Below are 20389 nucleotides of genomic sequence, written 5' to 3'. Positions count from 1 at the left end.
GACACCGATTGAGGACCGCATCGTGAGCCAAGCCCCATCCGTGGACGACCTCTTCGAGAAGTTCTACGCGGTCGTGAAGCTTCCCCACGATCCGTTCGCGAAGGCGTTCCTCAATCGGTGCCAGTCGCACACCCTCAAGGTGAACGGCCGGTTCTACAAGTACTTCCAGAGCGGCAAGGGACCGACCGTTCTCCTCGTCCACGGCCTGCACACCAACCTGGGAAGCATGGTGGCCATCGCCGAGGACCTCCTCGCCCAGGGCTATCGCGTGGTGCTGTTCGACGTGCCGGCCCACGGCGAGGCCCTGGGCACGGCGGGTGATCCCACCGAGATCCGCGCCGTGCTGCGCGGACTGTACGGCCGGCTCACCGATCTCCACGCGGTGGTCTGCCACTCCATGGGCGGGCTGTGGGCCCTCACCGCCTGGCACGGCGAGGTGGGCGCTCGGACCGTGGTGTCGATCTCCTCCCCGCCCTCCACGATGTTCCTGGTCGAGAAGTTCGCCGAGCTGGAGGGGCTGGACAGCGAACGGGTCCAGGGGCTGGTCGAGCGCATCGAGGACGGCTTCGGCGAGACGGTCTGGTCCGAGTACTCGGCGCTGGAGGCCGCCCGGACGCTCGACGTGCCCGGACTGGTCATCCACGGGTCGGCCGACGACTTCGTGCCGCCGGGGCACGCCGAGGAGCTGCACGCGAGCTGGCGGCGGTCGGAGCTGGAACTCGTGGAGGGCGCCGGCCATTTCGACATCGTGGAGTCACCCGCGGTGCGGAAGATGATCTCCGCACATCTGCGGAACACGGAATGAGGGGCGCTCAATGGACATGACAGAGAAACTGCGGCGGCTGGCCTTCACCCCGATGCGGACCCAGCCTCCGAACGCGACCCGGGAGACCCTCGACCGGGCCGCCCGCGAGGTCGAGGTGGTCGACGGCGGCAAGGTGGTCCACCGCGTCTGGGGCGAGGGGGAACGGCGGGTCCTGCTGGTCCACGGCTGGTCGGGCAACGCCGGGCACCTGGCCGTACTGGCCGACGCGCTCGCCCGGGCGGGATGCACGGTGGTCGTGGCCGACCTGCCCGGCCACGGGGAGTCGGAGGGAGCGGAGTCCTCCGTCATCCACTTCGCCAAGGCCATCGAGGCGGCGCAGGAGCGGTTCGGCCCCTTCCACGCGGTCGTCGCCCACTCGCTGGGCGCCGCGGCCACCACGCACGCCATGACGCACGGGGTCGCCCCGGAGAGGGTCGTCTTCGTCAATCCCATCAGCAGCTACACAAGCCTGTGGCGGCGCTCCGGCGAGGTGATGCGGGTGTCGCCGGAGGTCATCGGGACCGTCCGGGCCCGGGCGGAGGAATGGCTCGGGGTGTCCTTCGACGCCATCGAGCCGACCCTCGCGGCGACGGGCTTCTCCAGCCGGCTGCTGGTCGTCCACGACGAGCACGACCCGGAGTCGCCGATCGCGGACAGCGAGGCCCTGGTGGCGGCCTGGGCGGCACCGTCCGAGCTGGTCAGGGTCGTGGACCTGGGCCACACCCGGGTGCTGCGCGAGGACTCCGTGGTCCGCCGCGCGGTCGACTTCCTCACCGCGGACCACGGCGCCTCCGACCGCTGACACCCCAGGCCCGCCGGCCGGGGCGCCTCCCCGGCCGGCGGGCCGATGTTCCCCCGCGCCGGCGCTGACCGGGCCCACCCGGCGGCAGCCGTGTCCACTGTCGCCCGGCGCCTCGCGCACCGGGGCCTCGCGCACCGGGGACGAGCGGACACCGGGATCGCCCGCGGCCCGTGCCCACCGTCTTCGGCGCGGCACGGGCCGGGGGCGCCGGCGGCCCTCACACGGCCGTCAGAAGGTCCCCGCGTTCAGGGCCTGCTGAAGGTGGCGCGTGGTGTCGGGGCCCCACTGGCCGTCGACTCCCACGCCGACCTTCTTCTGCAGGGCCCTGACCGTGTTCGGGCCGATGGCGCCGTCCACGGCCACCTTCAGATAGCCCTGCAGCGCCTTCTTCGTCAGCGGGCCGAACGAGCCGTCCACCGACAGCTTCGCCCCGTGCCTGTTCAGCGCCCGCTGCATCGCCGCGCAGGTCGCCGGGCCGAAGGCGCCGTCCACGGCCAGCTTCCCGGCCGACGGCGGTCGCGGCGCCGGAACCTGCGGCTTGGTGCCGCCCTTGAGCGCGGACTTCATCACCGCCGCGGCCGACGGGCCGTACTGGCCGTCCACCGCGAGGCCGTACTTCCTCTGGAAGGCGCGTACGGCCTCGTCGGTGGCCTGGCCGAAGTCCCCGTCGACGACCAGCGTGGTCTTCATGACCGTGTTGAGGTTCTGCTGGAGGGTCCTCACCGCGGGCCCCGTGGAGCCCAGGCGCAGGATGCCGTCGTTCGGGGGCAGCGGCTTGGCGTCGCCGTAGGCCGGGCGGCCGTACCCCACGACCGTGCTGGAGTTGCGGCGGCGGCGCTGGCAGAGGTTGCTGGTGTTGCCCTCTATGGTGGTGATGGTGCCGTTGGAGTGCACCGCCTCCACCACGCCGACATGGTCGATGGCGCCGATGGACCGGCTGCCGCTCCAGTCGAAGAAGACGATGTCGCCCGGTCGGACGCCGCCGAGCCCGTAGTGCCAGCGGCCCTTGGACCGGAACGCCTGGGCGTGTGCGACGGTGTAGGCGTACTTGCCGCAGACCGCGCTGAGGTTGTCCGAGTGGGCGGCGGCGTAACTGACGGTCATGTCGCACCACGGGCCACTGAAGCCGTACCACTTGGTGATGGCGTTGCGGTTGGAGCCGGGCGGGTTCTCGCCGGTCCCCAGCAGCTTGCGCATCTGCGCGAGCATCCCCTCCACGGACCCCATGTCACACCTCGCCGTTCTCGGGGAAGGCGTCGATGTCGCCCTTCACGGCGACACCCGGGTCCTGGCTCACGGCGGACTGGTCCGGGTCGACATCGAACACTCCGGCGCCGCCGCGCGGCTCCACCGCCTCCGGCTGGGCCGCCGCCGCGGCCGCCTGCGGTTCACTTCCTGTCATGCGCTCCCCCTGGGTGGCGAGGGCGGCGACTGCCGCACCTCCTCGTACAGGTGAGTCTGCTGAACCGGCCGGCACCTGTCCTTGGCGGTGCGCGCACACTTCTTGACGCAGGGCGCACCCGCGCGACGGCCGCGGGAGGGCGCCGCTCACGGCGGTGGGCGGAGGCGGGCGCGGGGAGGCCGGGCCCGCTCGGGTCAGTCGTCCCCCCGCTCCGGCCCCGACGTCGAGAAGGAGTCGTGCCAGGCGGCCCTGGCCCCGGATTCACCGATCCGGTAGACGTCCGCGACCGCCCCCACCGCGACGCCCAGCGAGAGCAGGGCGACGACCAGGCGCACCGGCGTGGCGAGCCGCGCCGAGCCGCCCGCCCCGCCGGCTTCCGCCTGGGCGCGCCTGCCCAGCCACCACACGACCGCCGCCATCACGAACAGGCCCACCACCCACGGCAGCAGGGTGTCCCCCAGCTCGGTGTGCCGGCGCACCAGGGCGTTGTCGTCCACGTGCCGTTCCAGCCATTCCCCCGCGTCCGTGGTCACCGGTACGGCGATCAGGACGGCCAGGGCCAGCAGCGGGAGCACCAGGCCCAGCCGCCGGGCGGCCGACGGCGACAGTGCCGCCGCCACCAGGGCCGCGGCGGTGAGGGGCACCAGCACGACAATCATGTGGACCAGCAGGACATGGGCGGGCAAGCCGTCGATCGTACTCATCTGTGCACTCCTTGAGCTGGCTGGGGGCGTCAGCCTGGCACGGCAATTTCTCAATTCCCTCTCAGGCCGGTGCCGGGGAACCACCGCGGAATGACCCGACCGGCCGTACCGCGTCGTCCCTGCGGGCGCACCGGACCACCCGCGGCGTCGCCCGGCGGACGGCGGGTCCGCTGACCCCAAGGGCGGCGCCATCCCCGCGACTCGAACGCGTTCGCATACCCTGACCTGCGTTCGGGCGGGCGAGGGACGCGGGAGGACATGTGAAGGGCAGCGGCATACCGCCGGAGTTCCTGGACGGCTACACGGAGCTGCTCACCGAGGTCTCCCTGAGTGGACGGCTGCTGCGCCGCGCCGAGCTGGACGCCCTGCGGGCCCTGGGCGAGCGGGCCGCGGAGGCCGGCCACGGCCTGCGGGAGCTGACCGCCCTCTACCTCGACGAGACCCGCCGTACCTGGGGCTCTCTGCCGGGACTGGTGCGAGCGTCCACCGCCGCTCAGCGCGCCCGCGCCGACGACTCCCTGCTGGCCGCCGTGAACGCGGCGATCGGCGCGCTCGGCGAGGGGCACGAGCGGGCGCAGCGGCTGGCCATGCGGAAGGAGGAGACGGCACGCCGCGAGTTCATCGACGACCTGCTGTACGGGCGCAGCGACGTGGGCAGGCTGGTGGCGCGCGCCGAGCGGTTCGGTCTGCGGCTGGCGCGCTCGCACGCGGTCGCGGTGGCCGAGGGCGAGGAGCCGTACGACGATGTGCATCCGGTGGTGCGTCGCGTGGAGCGCGAGCTGATCGCCCGCTTCGGTGACCACGATGTGCTGCTGACCACCAAGGACGGGCGGCTGGTGTGTATCGCCGCGAGCAGCGAGCGCAATGTGCTGGACGCCTTCGCCGCGTACACCGGGTCGCCGGAGGGCGGCTCGGCGGGCACCCGGCGGGTCGCGTTCGGCCGGGAGCACTCCGGGGCCGGCGGAGTGGTGCGCTCCTATGAGGAGGCCCTCGCCGCCCTGGAGCTCGCGAACCGGCTCGACCTCCCCGAGACGGTGCTGCGCGCCTCGGACCTGCTGGTCTTCCCGGTGCTGCTGCGCGACCGCGCGGCCATGGCCGACCTGGTCCAGACCGTGCTGGGCCCCCTCACCGCGTCGCGCGGTGGAGCCGGGCCGCTGTTGGAGACCCTGACGGCCTGTGCGGCGGCCGGCTACGTCAACGCCGAGGCGGCCCGCCGGCTGAAGATCAGCGTGCGCACCCTCTCCTACCGCCTGGAGCGGATCAGGACCCTGACCGGCTACGACACCGACGACGCGCTGCAGCGCTTCACGCTGGAGACGGCGGCCATGGGCGCCCGGCTACTCGGCTGGCCGGAGAAGCCGCTTTGAAGCTCCTGTCCGGCCGTCCTGCAGCGTCGAGAGCCGCAGCGCGGTCCTCTGCTTCGCGCGGGAGCCGCGGGGTCTTCCGGCCGGGCGGGGATCGGGCGGACGCGGTCCCCGCGGGAGTGGTTCGTTCCCGCCGGGCCGCCGAGGTGCGGTTCGCGCTCGCTCAGGTCGCCCCGGGGGATGTCGGGCTCACAGCCGAGCTTTCGCGATCGATGCCAGGGCGTGCGCCTGCCATCTGGCGTCGGTGATGTCCTGCGCGATGCGCTCGGCGTGCTCGGTATCGGCAGGGGCCAGCGCTACGACCAGGTCCTTCAGGGCAACCGCCTTGAACACGTCGTCGGTGATTCTTTCCGCGGTCCGTCTGGCACGGTCGGCGTAGGCTGGTGTGCGTTCGACGATTTCGGCTTGCAGTCGCATGAGCTGTAGTAGCCGCAAGTTACGTCGCTGCTCGTCCTCGGGGGTCTGGCGAACGATGCGTTCGGCTTCGCGAGCGTAGACCGTCGCCCGGTCCGGATCGCTGTCGACCTGAGCATTTCCGGTGTCAATCAGGGCGTGGGCGAGCAGCGGCAGACAGTAACTTCTGTCCTCCTCTGAGAGGTCACGCGCGAGGCGTTCGGACTGCTGGAAGAACGTGTCCATCCGGTCGGGGTCTGTGCCCGCGATGGCTTTCCCAGCCTCGGTCAGCGCCCGCGAGACAGGCGCCATCGCCTGTGCTCGTTCCGACTCGGGGAGGCGGCGGGCGAGGGACTCGGACTCACGGAGGAGGTCTTCCGCCCGGTTCAGGCCGGTTCTGGCCAGGTGCTGCCCGGCCAGCGCCAGCGCTCGCACGGCCGCGACCTCCGTGTGCACCCGAACCAAGTCGTCGTCAAGTGTGCGGGCGATGTCCCTCGCTTCATGTGCGAGGGCCACCGTCTGCTCGGCGTCAAAGGGGGCGAGGCCGAGCCCGACGCTGGTAAGCGCCTGTACGACAGCGTGGTGGAGGAAGGGGCCCCTCCCGCCGGGGGGCTGGGGCGTGATGGACTGCGCCTCGCGGATAAGCTCGACCGCTCGACGGGGGTCTGTTTCGGCCAGGCTTTGTGCGATATTGGCCAGAGTCCAGGCAAGGTCCGTCAGCCGGTCGGCCTGCGCGTGGTCGGCGAGGTCGTTGACGGCGTGCCGTACCTTCGCAATAAGGTCGCCGACACGGTCGGGGATGGTCCTGGCTGCCTGGTGAACACAAAGGGGCAGGGCGCGGGTGAGTGCACTCAGCGCCTCCCCCCTCTCGTCCCTCTCGTGAAGGCCGATCTTCCGGACGGTTTGTTCGGCCTCCTCCATTAGTTCCACCGCCTGGTGGGGGTGTTCCCAACAGTTCAGGTTCTCCGCGATCTTGACCAGTTCCACCACTTTCCACCGCGTGTCGGGGGTGGCTCTCACTTCGTCGGCCCGACGCGAGCCCTCCGGCGATTTACGTGAGGCTTCGTCGAACAGCTTGCCCTGTTTGACAGCTCTTTCGAGATGTTCGGAGGTGTCCTTGAGGCGCCGCCGCCATTCCGGAGCGTCGTCTAACAGCCTGGAGTACGACAGAATGCTGAGCCCGATGGCCTGATCTTGTTTGTCAGGCAGGTTCTGTGCGGTTTCCTCCGCCTTTTCCAGGAGCCAGGTTGCCCGGTCACGGTCCGTGGCGGCCACTGCGTCTGCCAGGATGGCCAGCCCGCCAATCAGCGAGGCGGGGTCTGTTGTGCCCAGAATGAATTCTTCGGCCTCGTCCACGAGGTGCCGTGCGCCTGGTCGATCGAGAGAGGCCAGGCAGGTGGCGGCACTTGTGAGAAGGCGAGCACGCTGGTCGGGGTCAGTGATTTCGTGGCTGGCCTGTAGGACTTCGTCGACCAATTGCCTGGCCTTGCCGGGATCGACGCTGACTGTTGCGGCCGCGATCTCAGCCAGCACGGACATGCTGTGGAAAACGTCCGGCAGAGCGCGGGCGGCGTGTTCGGCAGCGTCCCGCGCCGCGAGGTGCGCGGCTGATGGGCCGGGATCCGGATCGGGAGCCGCACCGTGCTCCCCGTCCCGGTGGGGGGCGCGATTGAGGAAGTGAATGTGGCGAGTAGCATTGTTTTGTGCGAACAGCTGTGGCTCTGGACTTTCGCGGTCGCGCATGCGGTTGCGAACCCTGTGCCAAACATGCTCCAGACTGATCGCGGGTCCGACTCCGGTGATGCCCGCTTCCAGCGTGGCGATCAACTCACCCGTGAACTCGGGAAACGAAGCTCCAGGACGCACGAACGAACGGCTCTGCGGTGGTGCCGAGGTCAGAACGCAGTCCCCGTAGCCGTCCTCATCCGGCCCGTGCCGCACCCCGTCGTCCCCATCGGTGGCATGTGCGTGGCCGTGCTCGTCGAGAGCGGTGGCCAGGTCGTCGCGGGTCGGGGCCGTGGCGTGGGACATGCCGCCGGCGATGCCGCTGTAGCAGCAGTCCAGGACGGTGACGCGGTGTTTGGCTCGGTGGCCGGCTTGCCTGATCAGGTCGCGGAGTTGGCGGTAGGGCAGGGTGCCGATCTGGGGGTAGTCGGGGTCGGCGTCGACCAATGCCAGGTGGAGGCGTTCCCCTGGATCCCGCAGTCCATGCCCGGCGAAGTACACCACCAACGTGTCTTCCGTGGCCAGCGCGGCATCCCTGACCGCCGTCAGAATCCGTTCCTGCGTGGTGTCGGTGCCAAGAACGGTGACGTACTCGTGTGGGAGTCCCCAGATCGACGGCTCGCGGAGCAGTCGGGCCAGGCGGTCCGCGCCCGTGACCGCCGCCGGCATGGCTGCCAGGTCGGCGTGCGCGTAGTCACCGATCCCGACCAGCACCGCACGGCTCCTGCCCGGATCAGGAAGCACCACTTGCCGCCCCTTCGCTGTCGCCGCCGGTACATTGCCCGGCACTGTCCCCGCTAGCCCGGCCCGTGTGGTCGGTCAACGTTCCTTCATCGCTCCCCGGCGCGGTGCCCAAGAGAAGAGCGAGGCGGGCGACGTCCTCTGCCCCGCCATCCTCGATCACCACGCGCACACCGTTGTGCTCGACCACCATGCGCGCGCCGGCCCGCTGGCGCGGCGGAAGAGAGGCGCGGAAGTTCAGGTGGGAGTAGATCAGGCTGGCGGTGGAGAAACCGGTGCTCAAGGTCAGGCCGATCCACTCCAGGAGGTCCCCCGACATCCCGCCGTCGGCCGTGCCCGAGCGTTCACGGGTCACCGCGACGTACCGGCCCACGGTCCGGTCCCTGGTGATCCAGTCCGCGAAGCGGCTGGTCAGGTCCGCACCACCGCTGCCTACACTTTCCCTGGCGAATCCGTTGTCTCCGATGCGTACGCGCACACGCCCCCCTGCAGTCCTGGCGAAACGGCATCATCAGACCGCCGCCCGTGTCGGGTTCCATTGTTGCCCCAACGGTCGGCACTCCTGCGCTCAACTGGCAAACTGAAGAGCTCAGTGTGCGACACGAAGTCGCTCCAGGTAAGTAAGGACAGCCACGTGAAGGAGGTATCGATCGGCTGAACTTCGGGTCAGTGTCCAGGGCCCGTCCCCGCGCTCCCATGCGTTGCTGGTAACGGCGAGGTGTGAAGCGGAGTGTTCAAGCCCAAGGGCGTCCCGGCCATCGGGGTGCAACAGGTGAGGGGAAGGCTGGACGGGCGAACGCAAGTGAACCCTCGATGATGCCTCGTGACTTTAAGACCGCGTCGATGGCGTGTTGGCGGCGGTCACAGGACCCGGTGCTGAAAGGCACCAAGCGACCTTCGGGTAACTGAGCCCGAGGGGAGGACACCGCTGGTCCCGGGGTAGAGGGGGCGCCCACCCCAGCCGCGTCTTACTGGTGCGGAACGTGGAAACCCCGACAGGGTCCAAGCCTCGGCTTGGTAGGTCGACCGCAAGGAAGGCTGAACTCCCCAGCGGGAGAAGGAAGATCCAAGAAGCGAAGGCCGGCAGGCCGAAAGGCCAGAGGAAGCCGAGAGGTGGGACCTTCATCCGTCCCTCGCATAACTCGCCGGATAGGGGCCCTGATGGCCCGGCCCGAAAGGGCGCCCACGTGGATCAGGTGAGCCTTTGAAGTCACCACTGCAAGGAAGCCGGAACCGAGGGACAAGTTAGACACCGGAGGCGAACATGGAGATCACGGCACCTGTCGTGTCACCCTCGCCTGCGGTGAACGGACCTGAGGACGACTCACTCGACTGGCACGGCATCGACTGGGCCGAGTGCGAGGAGAACGTACGGCGGCTGAGGCAGAGGATCTTCAAGGCGACGCAGGATGGGGACCTGAGGAAGGTCCGCAGCTTGCAGAAGCTCATGCTGCGAAGCCGCAGCAACACGCTGGTGAGCGTGAAGCGGGTGACGCAGCAGAGCAGTGGTCGCATGACCGCTGGCATTGACGGGGAACGGGCCCTCACGCCGAAGGCGAGAGGCACCTTGGCGGCTGAGGTCCATCGGTCGTCGAAGCCCTGGAAGGCCAGGCCGGTCAAGCGAGTGTTCATCCCGAAGAGCAACGGGAAACAGCGACCGCTCGGCATCCCGGTCATTCGTGACCGGGTGCTCCAGGCCCGCGTGAAGAACGCGCTGGAGCCTGAGTGGGAAGCGCGGTTCGAGCCGAGGTCTTACGGCTTCCGGCCCGGCCGCAGCTGCCAGGACGCGATCCAAGCGATCTTCTGGACGGTGAAGGGCAAGAACCCGAAGCGTCTGTGGGTCCTGGACGCGGACCTGCCGGCGGCATTCGACCGCATCGACCACGGCCACCTCATGACCATGCTCGGACAGTTCCCCGCCAGGGACCTGGTCCGCGGCTGGCTGAAGGCGGGTGTGATCGACCGTGGCCGGTTCGCACCGACCGAGGAGGGAACTCCCCAAGGCGGTGTGATCAGCCCGCTGTTGCTGAACGTTGCTCTGCACGGACTGGAGCAGGCCGCAGGGTGCCAATACACGGTGCGGGCCGGGCGCGAGCCCGGCGCGATGCCGGGCACTCCGGTGCTGGTGAGGTATGCCGACGACTTCGTCGTGCTCTGCCACGACGAGGAACAGGTGCACCAGGTCAGGGCCCAGCTGGAGGAGTGGCTGGAGCCGAGGGGTCTTCGCTTCAACGAGGAGAAGACCCAGGTCGTCCACCTTGATAAGGGGTTCGACTTCCTCGGCTTCAACGTCCGCCGGAAGGCCCAGAAGAAACTGATCATCACCCCGAGCACAGCGGCCTGCAAGAGGCTCCGGGCGCGACTGCGGACCGAGGTGAAGGCCCTTCACGGCGCCAATGCCGAGGCCGTGTTGCGCAGGCTGATCCCGATCGTTCGCGGTTGGGCGGCTTACTACCGGGCGGTGGCATCCACGACGACGTTCTCGTCGCTGGATCACTATATGTGGCGGCTGACCTTCAAATGGGCCAGGCGAAGCCACCGCAACAAGTCGAGGTACTGGGCCGTGGCCCGGTACTTCGGCAGATTCCACCCGTCCCGGCGAGATCGGTGGGTGTTCGGCGACCGCGACAGCGGCGCCTTCCTCATCAAATTCGCCTGGACCGGCATCGTCCGCCACCAACTCGTCAAGGGCGGGGCGTCCCCGGACGATCCCGCGCTGACCGAGTATTGGCGGGACCGCCGCCGCAGGAAAGCGCCACCGCCGATGGACAAGACGAGTCTTCTCCTGGCGGTCCGGCAGCAGGGGCTCTGTCCTCTCTGCAAGCAGGCGCTGATCGTCGGAGCCGAGTACGAACCGGATAGCCCACGCGAGTGGATCAACTGGTTCGCGGCCTCGAAGAAGATGCTCCACAAGCACCACTTCACCTACCGACGAGACGGCGGCACGGACGAACGGAACAACCTTCGCCTCGTGCACTCCGAATGCCACCGCCAGCACCACGCTGGCGACGGCAAACGGGCCACATAACCCTGCTGACCTGCGAAGCCCAAGGGGCTTGCTTGAGCCGGATGCGGGGAAAGCTCGCACGTCCGGTTCTGAGGGGGCCGGGGATCAGTAATGGTCTCCGGCTACCCGACCACACCCGGACCAGCGACGGTCCGGGGCTCGCTCGCGTGTCCGTGGGGATCGGATGTCCATGCACGCGTGCCGTGTTCAACGCCGTCCCGGCGCCACCGGTTACTGCTCGCCGAAGCCCTGCTCGAAGTCCTTGAGGACGGGGTCCAGTTCCGCGGCCGCGCCGCACAGCGAGCACACAGCCGCACCCCGGCTGCTCGGCCGCGTCCAGCGCCCGCTCCAGCGGCAGCACCGGCGCCCCAGCCGGGGCCACGCCAGCCGGCCCTCGCCAGCACCCAGCCGCACGCCCGCCACGGCCTTCCGGTAGCGCTCCACGAAGCCGGACCCGTTCAGGCGCTCGTTCTTCGGCATCGCCTTGACGGCCGCGATGGCGTCCTCGGCGGAGAGGTAGACAGCGAGCATGGGTTCAGCCAGGTAGACGCCGACCCGCTTCTTCTTCACCGACTGCGCCAGGTCCAGGTCGCGCAGCGCCGCGTTCACGGCGGCCCGGCTCAGCCGCTCGCGCACCAGCGTGGTCGTGTCGCGGCGCCCATTAACGGGACGTCAAGGACGCATAAAGATTGCCGGAAACCGGCAATGTCGATCACCCCCCTGTGATGCCACCATGGCGGCGCACCAAGCGCGGAACGGGGGGCGGAACGATGGGCGACTTCATACGCTCGGCGCTGGGTTTCCCGGCGGTCCTGTTCAGTTTCGCGCTGCTGATCGTGGCCGGATTCTGGCTACTGGTGCTGCTGGGCGGCGCCGGCGCAGACGCCTTCGACGGGGGAGATGGCGTCGACGCCGGGGCCGCCGGTGTCCCGGTCGCGGTACTGGTCTCGATCGGGGTGCTCATTGCCTGGTTCGTGAGCCTGCTCGGCACCTCCCTGACCGACCGGCCGTGGCTGCGGATGGCCGTGCTCCCCGCCGCGCTGGGCGCGGCCTGGCTCGGCATGGGGATCCAGCGGCGACTCGGCCGGCTGCTGCTGCCGCCTGAACGCAGCCCCTCGCGCGAGGACTTCGTGGGCCGTACCTGTGTGATCCGCACCCGACGGGTCGGGCCCGACTTCGGGCAGGCCGAGGTCACCGCCGAGGACGGGTCCTCCGCGATCGTCCAGGTCCGCACGGACGAGCCGGGGCTCATGGCGGGCTCGCGCGCGCTCATCTTCCACTACGACGCCGACGGGGAGTTCTTCCGGGTCGCGCGCTTCGACAGTGCGCTGGACCCCTACCGCCCGGTCGGCTGACCTCCCCTCTCCCTCTCTCACATCCCGTCCTACCAAGGGATCGCCACATGGATGCCATCGCCGTAGGCATCGGCGTGCTCGTCGCCGTCGTCCTGCTCATCGTGCTCGTGCTCTTCCTGACCGTCACCCGGCTGTACCGCAAGGTGCCGCAGGGCCAGGCGCTGATCGTGTCCAAGTACCGGAAGGTCGATGTGACCTTCACCGGCGCGGTGGTGATGCCGGTGCTGCACAAGGCCGAGGTCATGGACATCTCGGTGAAGACCATCGAGATCGGCCGCACCGGCCGGGAGGGCCTGATCTGCAAGGACAACATCCGCGCCGACATCCGCATCGCCTTCTTCGTACGGGTCAACAAGACCGCGGAGGACGTGGTGAAGGTCGCCCAGGCGATCGGCACCGCCCGCGCCAGCGACCCGCGCACCCTCCAGGAGCTGTTCAACGCGAAGTTCTCCGAGGCGCTGAAGACGGTCGGCAAGCAACTGGACTTCGCCGACCTGTACACCAAGCGGGACGAGTTCCGGGACCGCATCATCGCGGTCATCGGCACCGACCTCAACGGGTACAGCCTGGAGGACGCGGCCATCGACTACCTGGAGCAGACCCCGCTCAACCAGCTCGACGCCGCCAACATCCTCGACGCCCAGGGGATCCGGAAGATCACCGAGCTGACGGCGATCGAGCATGTGCGCACCAACGAGTACCAGCGCACCGAGGAGAAGGAGATCACCCGGCAGAACGTCGAGGCCCGGGAGGCGGTCCTGGAGCTTCAGCGCAGGCAGTCCGACGCCGAGATCAGGCAGCAGCGGGAGATCGAGACGGTACGCGCCAGGGAGGAGGCCGAGACCGCGCGTGTCCAGGCCGAGGAGCGGCTGCGCGCGCACAGCGCCCACCTGAAGACCGAGGAGGCGCTGGGCATCCAGAACGAGAACCGCGAGCGCGAGATCGCGGTGGCGCAGAAGAACCGCGAACGCGTCATCGCCATCGAGAACGAGCGCATCGAGAAGGACCGGCTGCTGGAGGTCATCGCCCGGGACCGGGAGACCCAGCTGAGGCGCATCGCGGCGGACAAGGAGGTCGAGGCGGAGAAGCGGGAGATCGCCGACGTCGTCCGCGAGCGCATCGCGGTGGAGCGGACCGTCGCCGCGCAGGAGGAGGAGATCAAGAAGCTGCGCACGGTGGAGGAAGCCGAGCGCGACCGCCAGGCCCTGATCATCCGCGCCGAGGCCGAGGCGCAGGAGCGCCTGGTCAAGGACATCAAGGCGGCCGAGGCCGCGGAGCAGGCCGCACACCACCAGGCGGCGCGGGAGCTGACCTTGGCCGAGGCGCGGCGCAAGGCCGCCGACCTGGACGCGCAGTCCGCCGTCCGGCTCGCCGAGGGCAAGCGCGCGGAGACCGCCGCCGCCGGGCTCGCGGAGGCGGAGGTCCAGGAGCGGATGGCCGAGGCCATCACCAAGGTCGGCCGCGCCGAGGCGGGGGTGGAGAAGGAGAAGGCGCTCGCCGGGGCCGACGGGCTGCGCGAGAAGCTGAAGGCGGAGGCCGAGGGGCTGACCGAGAAGGCGGCGGCCATGGCCGCGTTGGACGCCACCAGTCGGGATCACGAGGAGTTCCGGCTCCGACTGGAGGCGGAGAAGGACATCCGGCTGGCCGGGATCGACGTCCAGCGGCAGGTCGCCGAGGCCCAGGCCACCGTGCTGGCCACCGGACTGGAGAACGCGAAGATCGACATCGTGGGCGGCGAGAGCGTCTTCTTCGACCGGCTGGTGAACTCCATCGCGCTCGGCAAGGGGGTCGACGCCTTCGTCGACCGCTCCGAGACCGTCCAGGCGATGGCCGGTCCCTGGCTGGACAAGGACGCCTCCACCTTCACCAGGGATCTGGGCGCGATGGTCGGGGGTCTGGGCGCGGCCGGTGTCCGCGACCTGGCACTGGCGGGCGCACTGACCCGGCCGGGGGCGGCCGAGGGGCCGGCGGCGGGCGCGCTGGAGGGCCTGCTCGCCTCCGCACGGGCCGCCGGCCTCGGCGGCACCCGGCCGGCCGACCCGGTCGCACCGGACCCGGCGCCGGCCCCGGCGCCGCTGGACGGTGCGCGCGGCGCGAAGGAGGCCTGAGCGTGGCGGAGCAGGCCGGGCGGGGTGCGCAGGCCGGGCCCGAGGCAGGGACGTACGAGGTGCTGCGCGACCGGATGGTCGGCGCGGCCCGGGAATTGGCCGAGCGGGCGCGCGCCCTCGACGCGCGGCGGACGCAGACCTTCGGGGGCGGCGAGCTGGGCCTGGCCGGCGCCGGCAGTCTCCACACCGAAGCGCCGGTCGTCCCTCGGGACCTCGTGCAGATCGGCGGGCTGCTGCTGTTCGGGTTCGCCCCCGCCTCCGGCGCGGTCACCGAGGTGGCGGACGTCTTCGCGCTCTACCGGCGCGGGGACGGCGGCATCGAGCGGGCGGGGCTCGACGCCGTGCCCGGACTGCTGGACGACCCCGCGTTCCGACGGGACTTCACCGACCTGCACCGCTACTACCGCGCCGCTCGCCTGCTCCGGCTGCGCCGCACCGGCCCGTATCTGCTCGCCGTCTTCCAGACCGGCGAGCGGCTCACCGACATCCGCGTGCTGCGCTGGCGGATCGCCGCCGACGGCACCCCGGCGTACCTCGACGACAAGGGCGAACGGGACCACACCAGTGCGCCGGCACACGACTTCACCTGGACCGCGGCCACCCGCGAGGACCATGTGCGCGGCCGGCACCCGCACATCCGGATCGACGACGCCGTCTACGTCTCCACCGTCGGCGGCCGGCTGACCGTCAAGACCGAGGACGACACCGAGACCGGCGAGGGCGTCCACAGCGAACCGGTGGAGGACGCCCGGCAGTCCCTGGCCGACGCGGAGGTCGCCCACGCCCGGATCGGCCCGCTCCTCCTGCTGCGTGTCCGCCCCTACAACGAGACCGCCTGGCGGCACCTGGTCTGCGACACCCGTACCGGCCAGGTGCGCCGCGTCGACGGCATCGGCCACGGCTGCCGCCGCCTCCCCCAGGGCCAGGGCATCGTCTTCCCCGGTGGCTACTACCCGGTCGCCGGCACCGCCAGGACCTTTGACACCGACATCACCGGCCTGGCCTTCGACCGGACCCTGGCGGCGCCCAACGGCGGAAGCGTGCTGTACGCCTTCCACGCGCCCGCGCGGGGCCGAAGCCTGCTGCTGCCGTACGACGTCATCCGGGAGGAGGCCGCCGCCCCCATCGCCGCGGACGGCTGGGCGCTCTTCGACGACGGCACCCTCGCCGTCCTCCGCGCGCCCTCCGCCGACCCCGCCCGCCTGCACCCACTCCAGTTGTGGGCGACCCCGTACGTCTCCGAGACCCAGGCGGCGGTGCCGCCCGCCGCGACCGGTCCGCTCGCCCGGATCGGCGACGCCGAGCTGGTGCGCGGCATCTCCGACTGCCTCTCCCTGGCGCGAATGGCCGAGGACCTGACGCCCACCGAGGCCGTCTTCACGGCGATCACCACCGCCGCCACCCGCGTCGGTGACGGCTACCCCTGGCTGACCGACCCCGCGCTGGGTTCGCTCGCGGAGCCCGCGGACACGCTGCGGGCCACCGCCGCCCAGGTCATCGAGGAGTTCCGGCGGGTCACCGCGCTGCGGCGGCAGGCCGCCGACGCCCTGGCGGAGGCGGGCGCCCGCGTCACCGCGCTGGTCCGCCGGATCCGCGGCGAACAGCCCGATGACGCCGAAGGCTGGGCGGACCGGCTCGCCGAGCTGCGCCAGGAGCAGGGGCGCCTGGAGACCCTGCGCGAGATCCGGTACCTGGACCTGGCGCGGCTGGAGGCGCTCACCGCGGAACTGGCCGAGGACCTCGCCGCGGCCGGGCGCCGCGCGGCGGCCTTCCTCAGCGGCGAGGACGCCTTCGCCGGCATCGGCCAGGCCGTCGCCGCGCTCGCCGACGAGGCGGCCCGGATCACCACCGTCGCACAGGCCGCCCCGGTCGGGGAGCGCATCAGCGGACACGCCGACCGGCTCCGCGCCGTCACCGAGGTCATCGCCTCGCTGGAGCTGACCGACGCGACCGTGCGCACCCAGGTCCTCGCCCGCGCCGGCGAGGTCCTCGGCGCGGTCAACAGGGCCCGCGCCACCCTGGACGCCCGCCGCCGCGCACTCCGGGAGGCGGAGGACCGCGCCGAGTTCGCCGCCGAACTCGCCCTGCTCGGCCAGTCGGTGGCGGGCGCGCTGGCCGCGGCCGCCACGCCCGAGGAGTGCGACGAGCAACTGGGCCGGCTGCTTTTGCAGGTGGAGAGCCTGGAGGCGCGCTTCGGCGCCACCGAAGCCCGCAGGGAGCGGACCGCCGCCCAGCGCGAGGAGATCCACGCGGCGTTCTCCGCCCGCAAGCAGCAGCAGCTCGACACCCGAGCCCGGCACGCGCGGCGGATCGCCGACTCGGCCCAGCGGGTCATGGCCGCCGTCTCCCGCCGCGCCGCAGCGCTGTCCTCCCCGGAGGCGAGCGCCACCTACTTCGCCTCCGACCCGCTGGTCGCCAAGGTCCGGGCCGCCGCCGCCGAGCTGAGGGACCTGGGCGAGACCGGACGCGCCGACGAACTCGACGGCAGGCTGAAGGCCGCGCGCCAGGAGGCCGACCGGGCCCTGCGCGACCGCTCCGAGCTGTACGACACCGACGGCACCGTGCGGCTCGGGCGGCACCGCTTCGCGGTCAACACCCAGCCCCTCGAACTGGCCCTGGTCCCGCATGACGGCACCCTGGCCTTCACGATCACCGGGACCGACTACCGCGCACCGGTGACCGACCCCGCCCTGGCCGCCCACCGGGCGCTGTGGGACCAGCCGCTGGTCTCCGAGTCCCCCGAGGTCTACCGGGCCGAGCACCTGGCGGCGAGCCTGCTGGCCCGGGCCGAGGCGGGCGAACCCGGACCGACGCCGGACGCGCTGACCGGGGCGGACCAGGCCGAACTGCTCGGCGAGGTCCGCCGGGCCGCCGAGTCCCGCTACGACGAGGGGTACGACCGCGGGGTCCACGACCATGACGCCGCCGCCATCCTCAGCGCGCTGCTGCGCCTGCGCTCGGACGCCGGGCTGCTCCGCTACCTCCCCGAGGTCCGGGCGGCGGCCCAGATCTTCTGGGCCCACGGCCCCGATGACCGCGCCCGTACGCGCTGGTCCCTGCGCGCCCGCTCCCTGGGCCGGGCCCGCGGAACCTTCGGGCCCGTACCGGCGATCGAGGACCTCGTCGGCGAACTCGCCGACCGCGCCGCCGACTTCCTGCACGCCGCCGTCCCGGACCTGCCGGCGCCCGGAGAGGACCGCCGCGACATCGGCGCCTACCTGTTCGAGGAGCTGGCGGCCGCCGAGGTCCCGCGGTTCGCGACCAGCGGGCCCGCCCGCCGACTGCTCGCCGGGTTCCGCGCCGCGCTGGGCGGCGAGCACGCGGCAGCGGTGAAGGAGCTGGCCGAGGAGCTGCGGGCGCTCGACGACCTGGGCGGCCGACACCAGTTGCTGCACGCCTGGCTGAGCGGGCACGTCCGGGCGGCACCGGCCGCCGACGCCCCGTACTCGGCCCTCGACCTGCCCGAAGCCCTGGCGATCGAGCTGTGCGGGGAGGCGATCGAACGGCGCGGCGTCGACCGGCCGCTCACCACCCGGGTCGGCGGACTGCTGGGCACGCATCCGCTCATCTCCGAGGACGGCAGCCTGGACCTGCGGCTCGACGAGATCCTGGCCCGCACCGCGCGCTTCCGCCGCCACCGCGTCCCCGCCCACCGCGCCTGCACACGGCGGCGCGAGGAGCTGCTTGCCGCCGAACGCGCACGGCTGGACCTCGACGCCCACCGGCCCCAGGTCATGTCCGCCTTCGTCCGCAACCTCCTCGTCGACGAGGTCTACCTGCCTCTCGTCGGCGACAACCTCGCCCGGCAGATGGGTGCGGCCGGGGAAGGCCGCCGCACCGACAACCAGGGGCTGCTCCTGCTGCTCTCGCCGCCCGGCTACGGCAAGACCACGCTCATGGAGTACGTCGCCGCCCGCCTCGGACTGTTCTTCGTCAGGGTCGACGGCCCGGCGCTCGGCCCTCGCACCGTCTCCCTGGACCCGGCCGCCGCACCCGACGCCGCCGCCCGCCGCGAGGTCGAGAAGATCAACCTCGCCCTCGCGATGGGCGGCAACGTCCTCCTCCACCTGGACGACATCCAGCACACCGCCCCCGAACTGCTGCAGAAGTTCATCCCGCTGTGCGATGCCGGGCGGCGTATGGAGGGCGTCCGCGATGGCCAGGCGCGCACCTACGACCTGCGGGGCAAGCGGTTCGCGGTGTGCATGGCCGGCAACCCCTACACCGAGTCGGGCCGCCTCTTCCGGATCCCGGACATGCTCGCCAACCGGGCCGATGTGTGGAACCTCGGCGACGTGCTCAACGGCAAGGAGGACCTCTTCGCCCTCAGCCACATCGAGAACGCCCTCACCGCCAACCCGGTCCTGGCGCCCCTCGCCGCCCGCGACCGAGCCGACATCCCCCTCCTGGTCCGCATGGCGCGGGGCGAGGACTCGGTACGGGCCGACCGGCTCGGCCACCCGTACTCCCCCGCCGAACTGGAGCAGGTGCTGTCCGTCCTGAGCACCCTGCTCCATGTCCAGGAGACCGTGCTCGCCGTCAACCGGGCGTACATCGCCTCCGCCACGCAGGACGACTCCTCGCGCACCGAACCGCCCTTCCGGCTCCAGGGCTCGTACCGCAACACCAACAGGCTCGCCGAACGCATCCTGCCCATGATGAACACCGCCGAGGTGGAAGCCCTGATCGACGACCACTACCTCGGGGAGGCGCAGACCCTCACCCGGGACGCCGAGGCCAACCTCCTCAAACTGGCCGAGCTGCGCGGGACCCTCGGCCCCGAGCAGGCGCGACGGTGGCACGAGGTGAAGGCTTCGCTCACCCACAACTAGCGCAGGTCGAACGGCACGCGGGCCCGGGATCCAGGGGCCGGCCCGGCTCGCTCGGCCGGGGAGCCGGGCCGCCCGGGCCCTCCGCCGCGCGACGACGCGGCCCTTCCCGGGCGGTCGGCCGCCCGGATCGCCGAGGTGGTGCGGCCGGGCCCTCCCCCGCACCCGTCGCCGCGCCGCCGTGCGGGCACCGCGGCGCGGCGGATCACCCTGCCCCGAACTTCGGAACAACTTGCACCGGAGAGTGAGAGGGCGGATACTTTTCCCGGGGTTTCGGAGCAATCTGCACCGAACCTTCGCCGTTCTCTCTGATCCTCCCCGCACCTTCTTCACGCGAGCCTGGATCCATCGCCGCTCGCCGCACCGCCGCTCGCCGCCGCATGCCGCACGGTCGCCGTCCCGTGTACCCACCCCTGCGAGGAGCCAGCTTTGAGTGCCAACGCGACACCGCGCCCGCACCTCCAAACGCGCCTGACGATGATCACCGCCCTCCATGACGCCCTCCGGCGGGATGTGGCACTGCTGATGTCGGCCGTATGGGACCTGACCGAGCGAGCGGCGGACGGGAACGGCACCCCGACCGGCGGGGAAACGGACGACTTATCGGGAATCCGCGCCGGATGGGAGACGTTCAGGCGTTATCTGACCATGCACCAATTGGCCGAGGACATCGTGCTGTGGCCGGCGGTCCGGGCCAATCCCCGGATCGATTCCCGGCACACCCGGTCCCTGGATGCCATGGAGGACGACCACAACCGGCTCCACCCCCTGACCGAACAGGTGGACCGCGCTCTCGCCGCGGCCGATGGCCGTGAATTGCGGCGGAGCACCGAGGACTTCTGCGTATTCCTCCTCGCCCACCTCGACCGCGAGGAGGCGGAGGTGCTGCCGCTGGCGATGTCGGCGGTCTCGGCACGGGAGTGGGCGCTCTTCGAGCGCGAGCAGCGGCGGCAGCTGGGGGCCGACTGGGCCGCGGAGTTCTACCCGTGGCTGCTCGACGGGGCCTCCGACACCACCCACCGGGAGGCCCTGCGGCTGCTGCCGGTGGCGCGCCGGCTGGCCTTCCACACCCGGTGGCGCCCGCGCTACGAGCAGCGGCACCGCTGGCGGCCCGCGGTCACCGCCTGAGTCGCCCGCGCCGTGCGGCGGGAGTG

14 protein-coding genes are annotated in these 20389 nt (G+C 71.3%); 8 read left to right on the top strand and 6 right to left on the bottom strand.

Annotated features, from left to right (window positions below; genetic code table 11):
* Positions 1-22 precede the first annotated feature (22 nt).
* Positions 23-805, top strand: a complete 783-nt coding sequence (locus tag E4099_RS00965; RefSeq protein WP_209446492.1) for an alpha/beta fold hydrolase — start codon at positions 23-25, stop codon at positions 803-805.
* Positions 806-815: 10 nt separating this feature from the next.
* On the top strand, positions 816-1607 hold the full coding sequence (locus E4099_RS00960) for an alpha/beta hydrolase (RefSeq protein ID WP_135336943.1): 792 nt from the start codon (positions 816-818) through the stop codon (positions 1605-1607).
* Positions 1608-1835: 228 nt separating this feature from the next.
* Here the strand turns inward: E4099_RS00960 and E4099_RS33485 are convergent, their stop codons facing one another.
* From E4099_RS33485 to E4099_RS00950, 3 genes are all read right to left on the bottom strand, one after another.
* On the bottom strand, positions 1836-2834 hold the full coding sequence (locus E4099_RS33485; RefSeq protein ID WP_135336942.1) for a peptidoglycan-binding protein: 999 nt from the start codon (positions 2832-2834) through the stop codon (positions 1836-1838).
* A gap of 1 nt (position 2835) precedes the next feature.
* A complete protein-coding gene (locus tag E4099_RS32760; RefSeq protein ID WP_167828250.1) occupies positions 2836-3009 on the bottom strand; it encodes a hypothetical protein in 174 nt (57 codons plus the stop codon).
* A gap of 194 nt (positions 3010-3203) precedes the next feature.
* The gene (locus E4099_RS00950; RefSeq protein ID WP_135336941.1) at positions 3204-3713 is read right to left on the bottom strand and encodes a DUF2231 domain-containing protein; all 510 of its coding nucleotides are present in this window, start codon (positions 3711-3713) and stop codon (positions 3204-3206) included.
* Between the two features lie 260 nt (positions 3714-3973).
* On the opposite strand from E4099_RS00950, the gene E4099_RS00945 reads away from it, so the two are divergent.
* A complete protein-coding gene (locus E4099_RS00945) occupies positions 3974-5080 on the top strand; it encodes a PucR family transcriptional regulator (RefSeq protein ID WP_135336940.1) in 1107 nt (368 codons plus the stop codon).
* A gap of 186 nt (positions 5081-5266) precedes the next feature.
* Here E4099_RS00945 and E4099_RS00940 read toward each other — a convergent pair whose 3' ends face one another.
* On the bottom strand, positions 5267-7909 hold the full coding sequence (locus E4099_RS00940; protein WP_167828249.1) for a caspase, EACC1-associated type: 2643 nt from the start codon (positions 7907-7909) through the stop codon (positions 5267-5269).
* A 19-nt stretch (positions 7910-7928) separates the two neighbouring features.
* Positions 7929-8414, bottom strand: coding sequence for an effector-associated constant component EACC1 (locus tag E4099_RS00935; protein ID WP_135336938.1), 486 nt, complete (start codon positions 8412-8414; stop codon positions 7929-7931).
* A gap of 786 nt (positions 8415-9200) precedes the next feature.
* Here E4099_RS00935 and ltrA point away from each other — a divergent pair.
* The gene (gene ltrA, locus E4099_RS00930) at positions 9201-10964 is read left to right on the top strand and encodes a group II intron reverse transcriptase/maturase (protein ID WP_135336937.1); all 1764 of its coding nucleotides are present in this window, start codon (positions 9201-9203) and stop codon (positions 10962-10964) included.
* Between the two features lie 210 nt (positions 10965-11174).
* Here the strand turns inward: ltrA and E4099_RS33880 are convergent, their stop codons facing one another.
* Positions 11175-11579: a hypothetical protein gene (locus E4099_RS33880; RefSeq protein ID WP_245244459.1), complete on the bottom strand. Its 405-nt coding sequence runs from the start codon at positions 11577-11579 to the stop codon at positions 11175-11177.
* A gap of 134 nt (positions 11580-11713) precedes the next feature.
* Here E4099_RS33880 and E4099_RS00920 point away from each other — a divergent pair, with 134 nt between their 5' ends.
* From E4099_RS00920 to E4099_RS00905, 4 genes are all read left to right on the top strand, one after another.
* Positions 11714-12298, top strand: a complete 585-nt coding sequence (locus E4099_RS00920; protein WP_135336936.1) for a hypothetical protein — start codon at positions 11714-11716, stop codon at positions 12296-12298.
* A 47-nt stretch (positions 12299-12345) separates the two neighbouring features.
* Entirely contained in the window at positions 12346-14406 is a 2061-nt protein-coding gene (locus E4099_RS00915; protein ID WP_135336935.1) for an SPFH domain-containing protein, read from the top strand.
* Between the two features lie 74 nt (positions 14407-14480).
* Complete coding sequence (locus E4099_RS00910; RefSeq protein WP_135336953.1) at positions 14481-19238, top strand: DNA repair ATPase; 4758 nt, start codon at positions 14481-14483, stop codon at positions 19236-19238.
* Positions 19239-19664: 426 nt separating this feature from the next.
* The gene (locus E4099_RS00905; protein WP_135336934.1) at positions 19665-20363 is read left to right on the top strand and encodes a hemerythrin domain-containing protein; all 699 of its coding nucleotides are present in this window, start codon (positions 19665-19667) and stop codon (positions 20361-20363) included.
* The last annotated feature ends 26 nt before the right edge of the window (positions 20364-20389 follow it).

Origin of the sequence: Streptomyces palmae, from assembly GCF_004684805.1 — a bacterium.
GTDB lineage: Bacteria > Actinomycetota > Actinomycetes > Streptomycetales > Streptomycetaceae > Streptomyces > Streptomyces palmae.
This window is presented reverse-complemented; position numbering and strand designations above follow the sequence as displayed.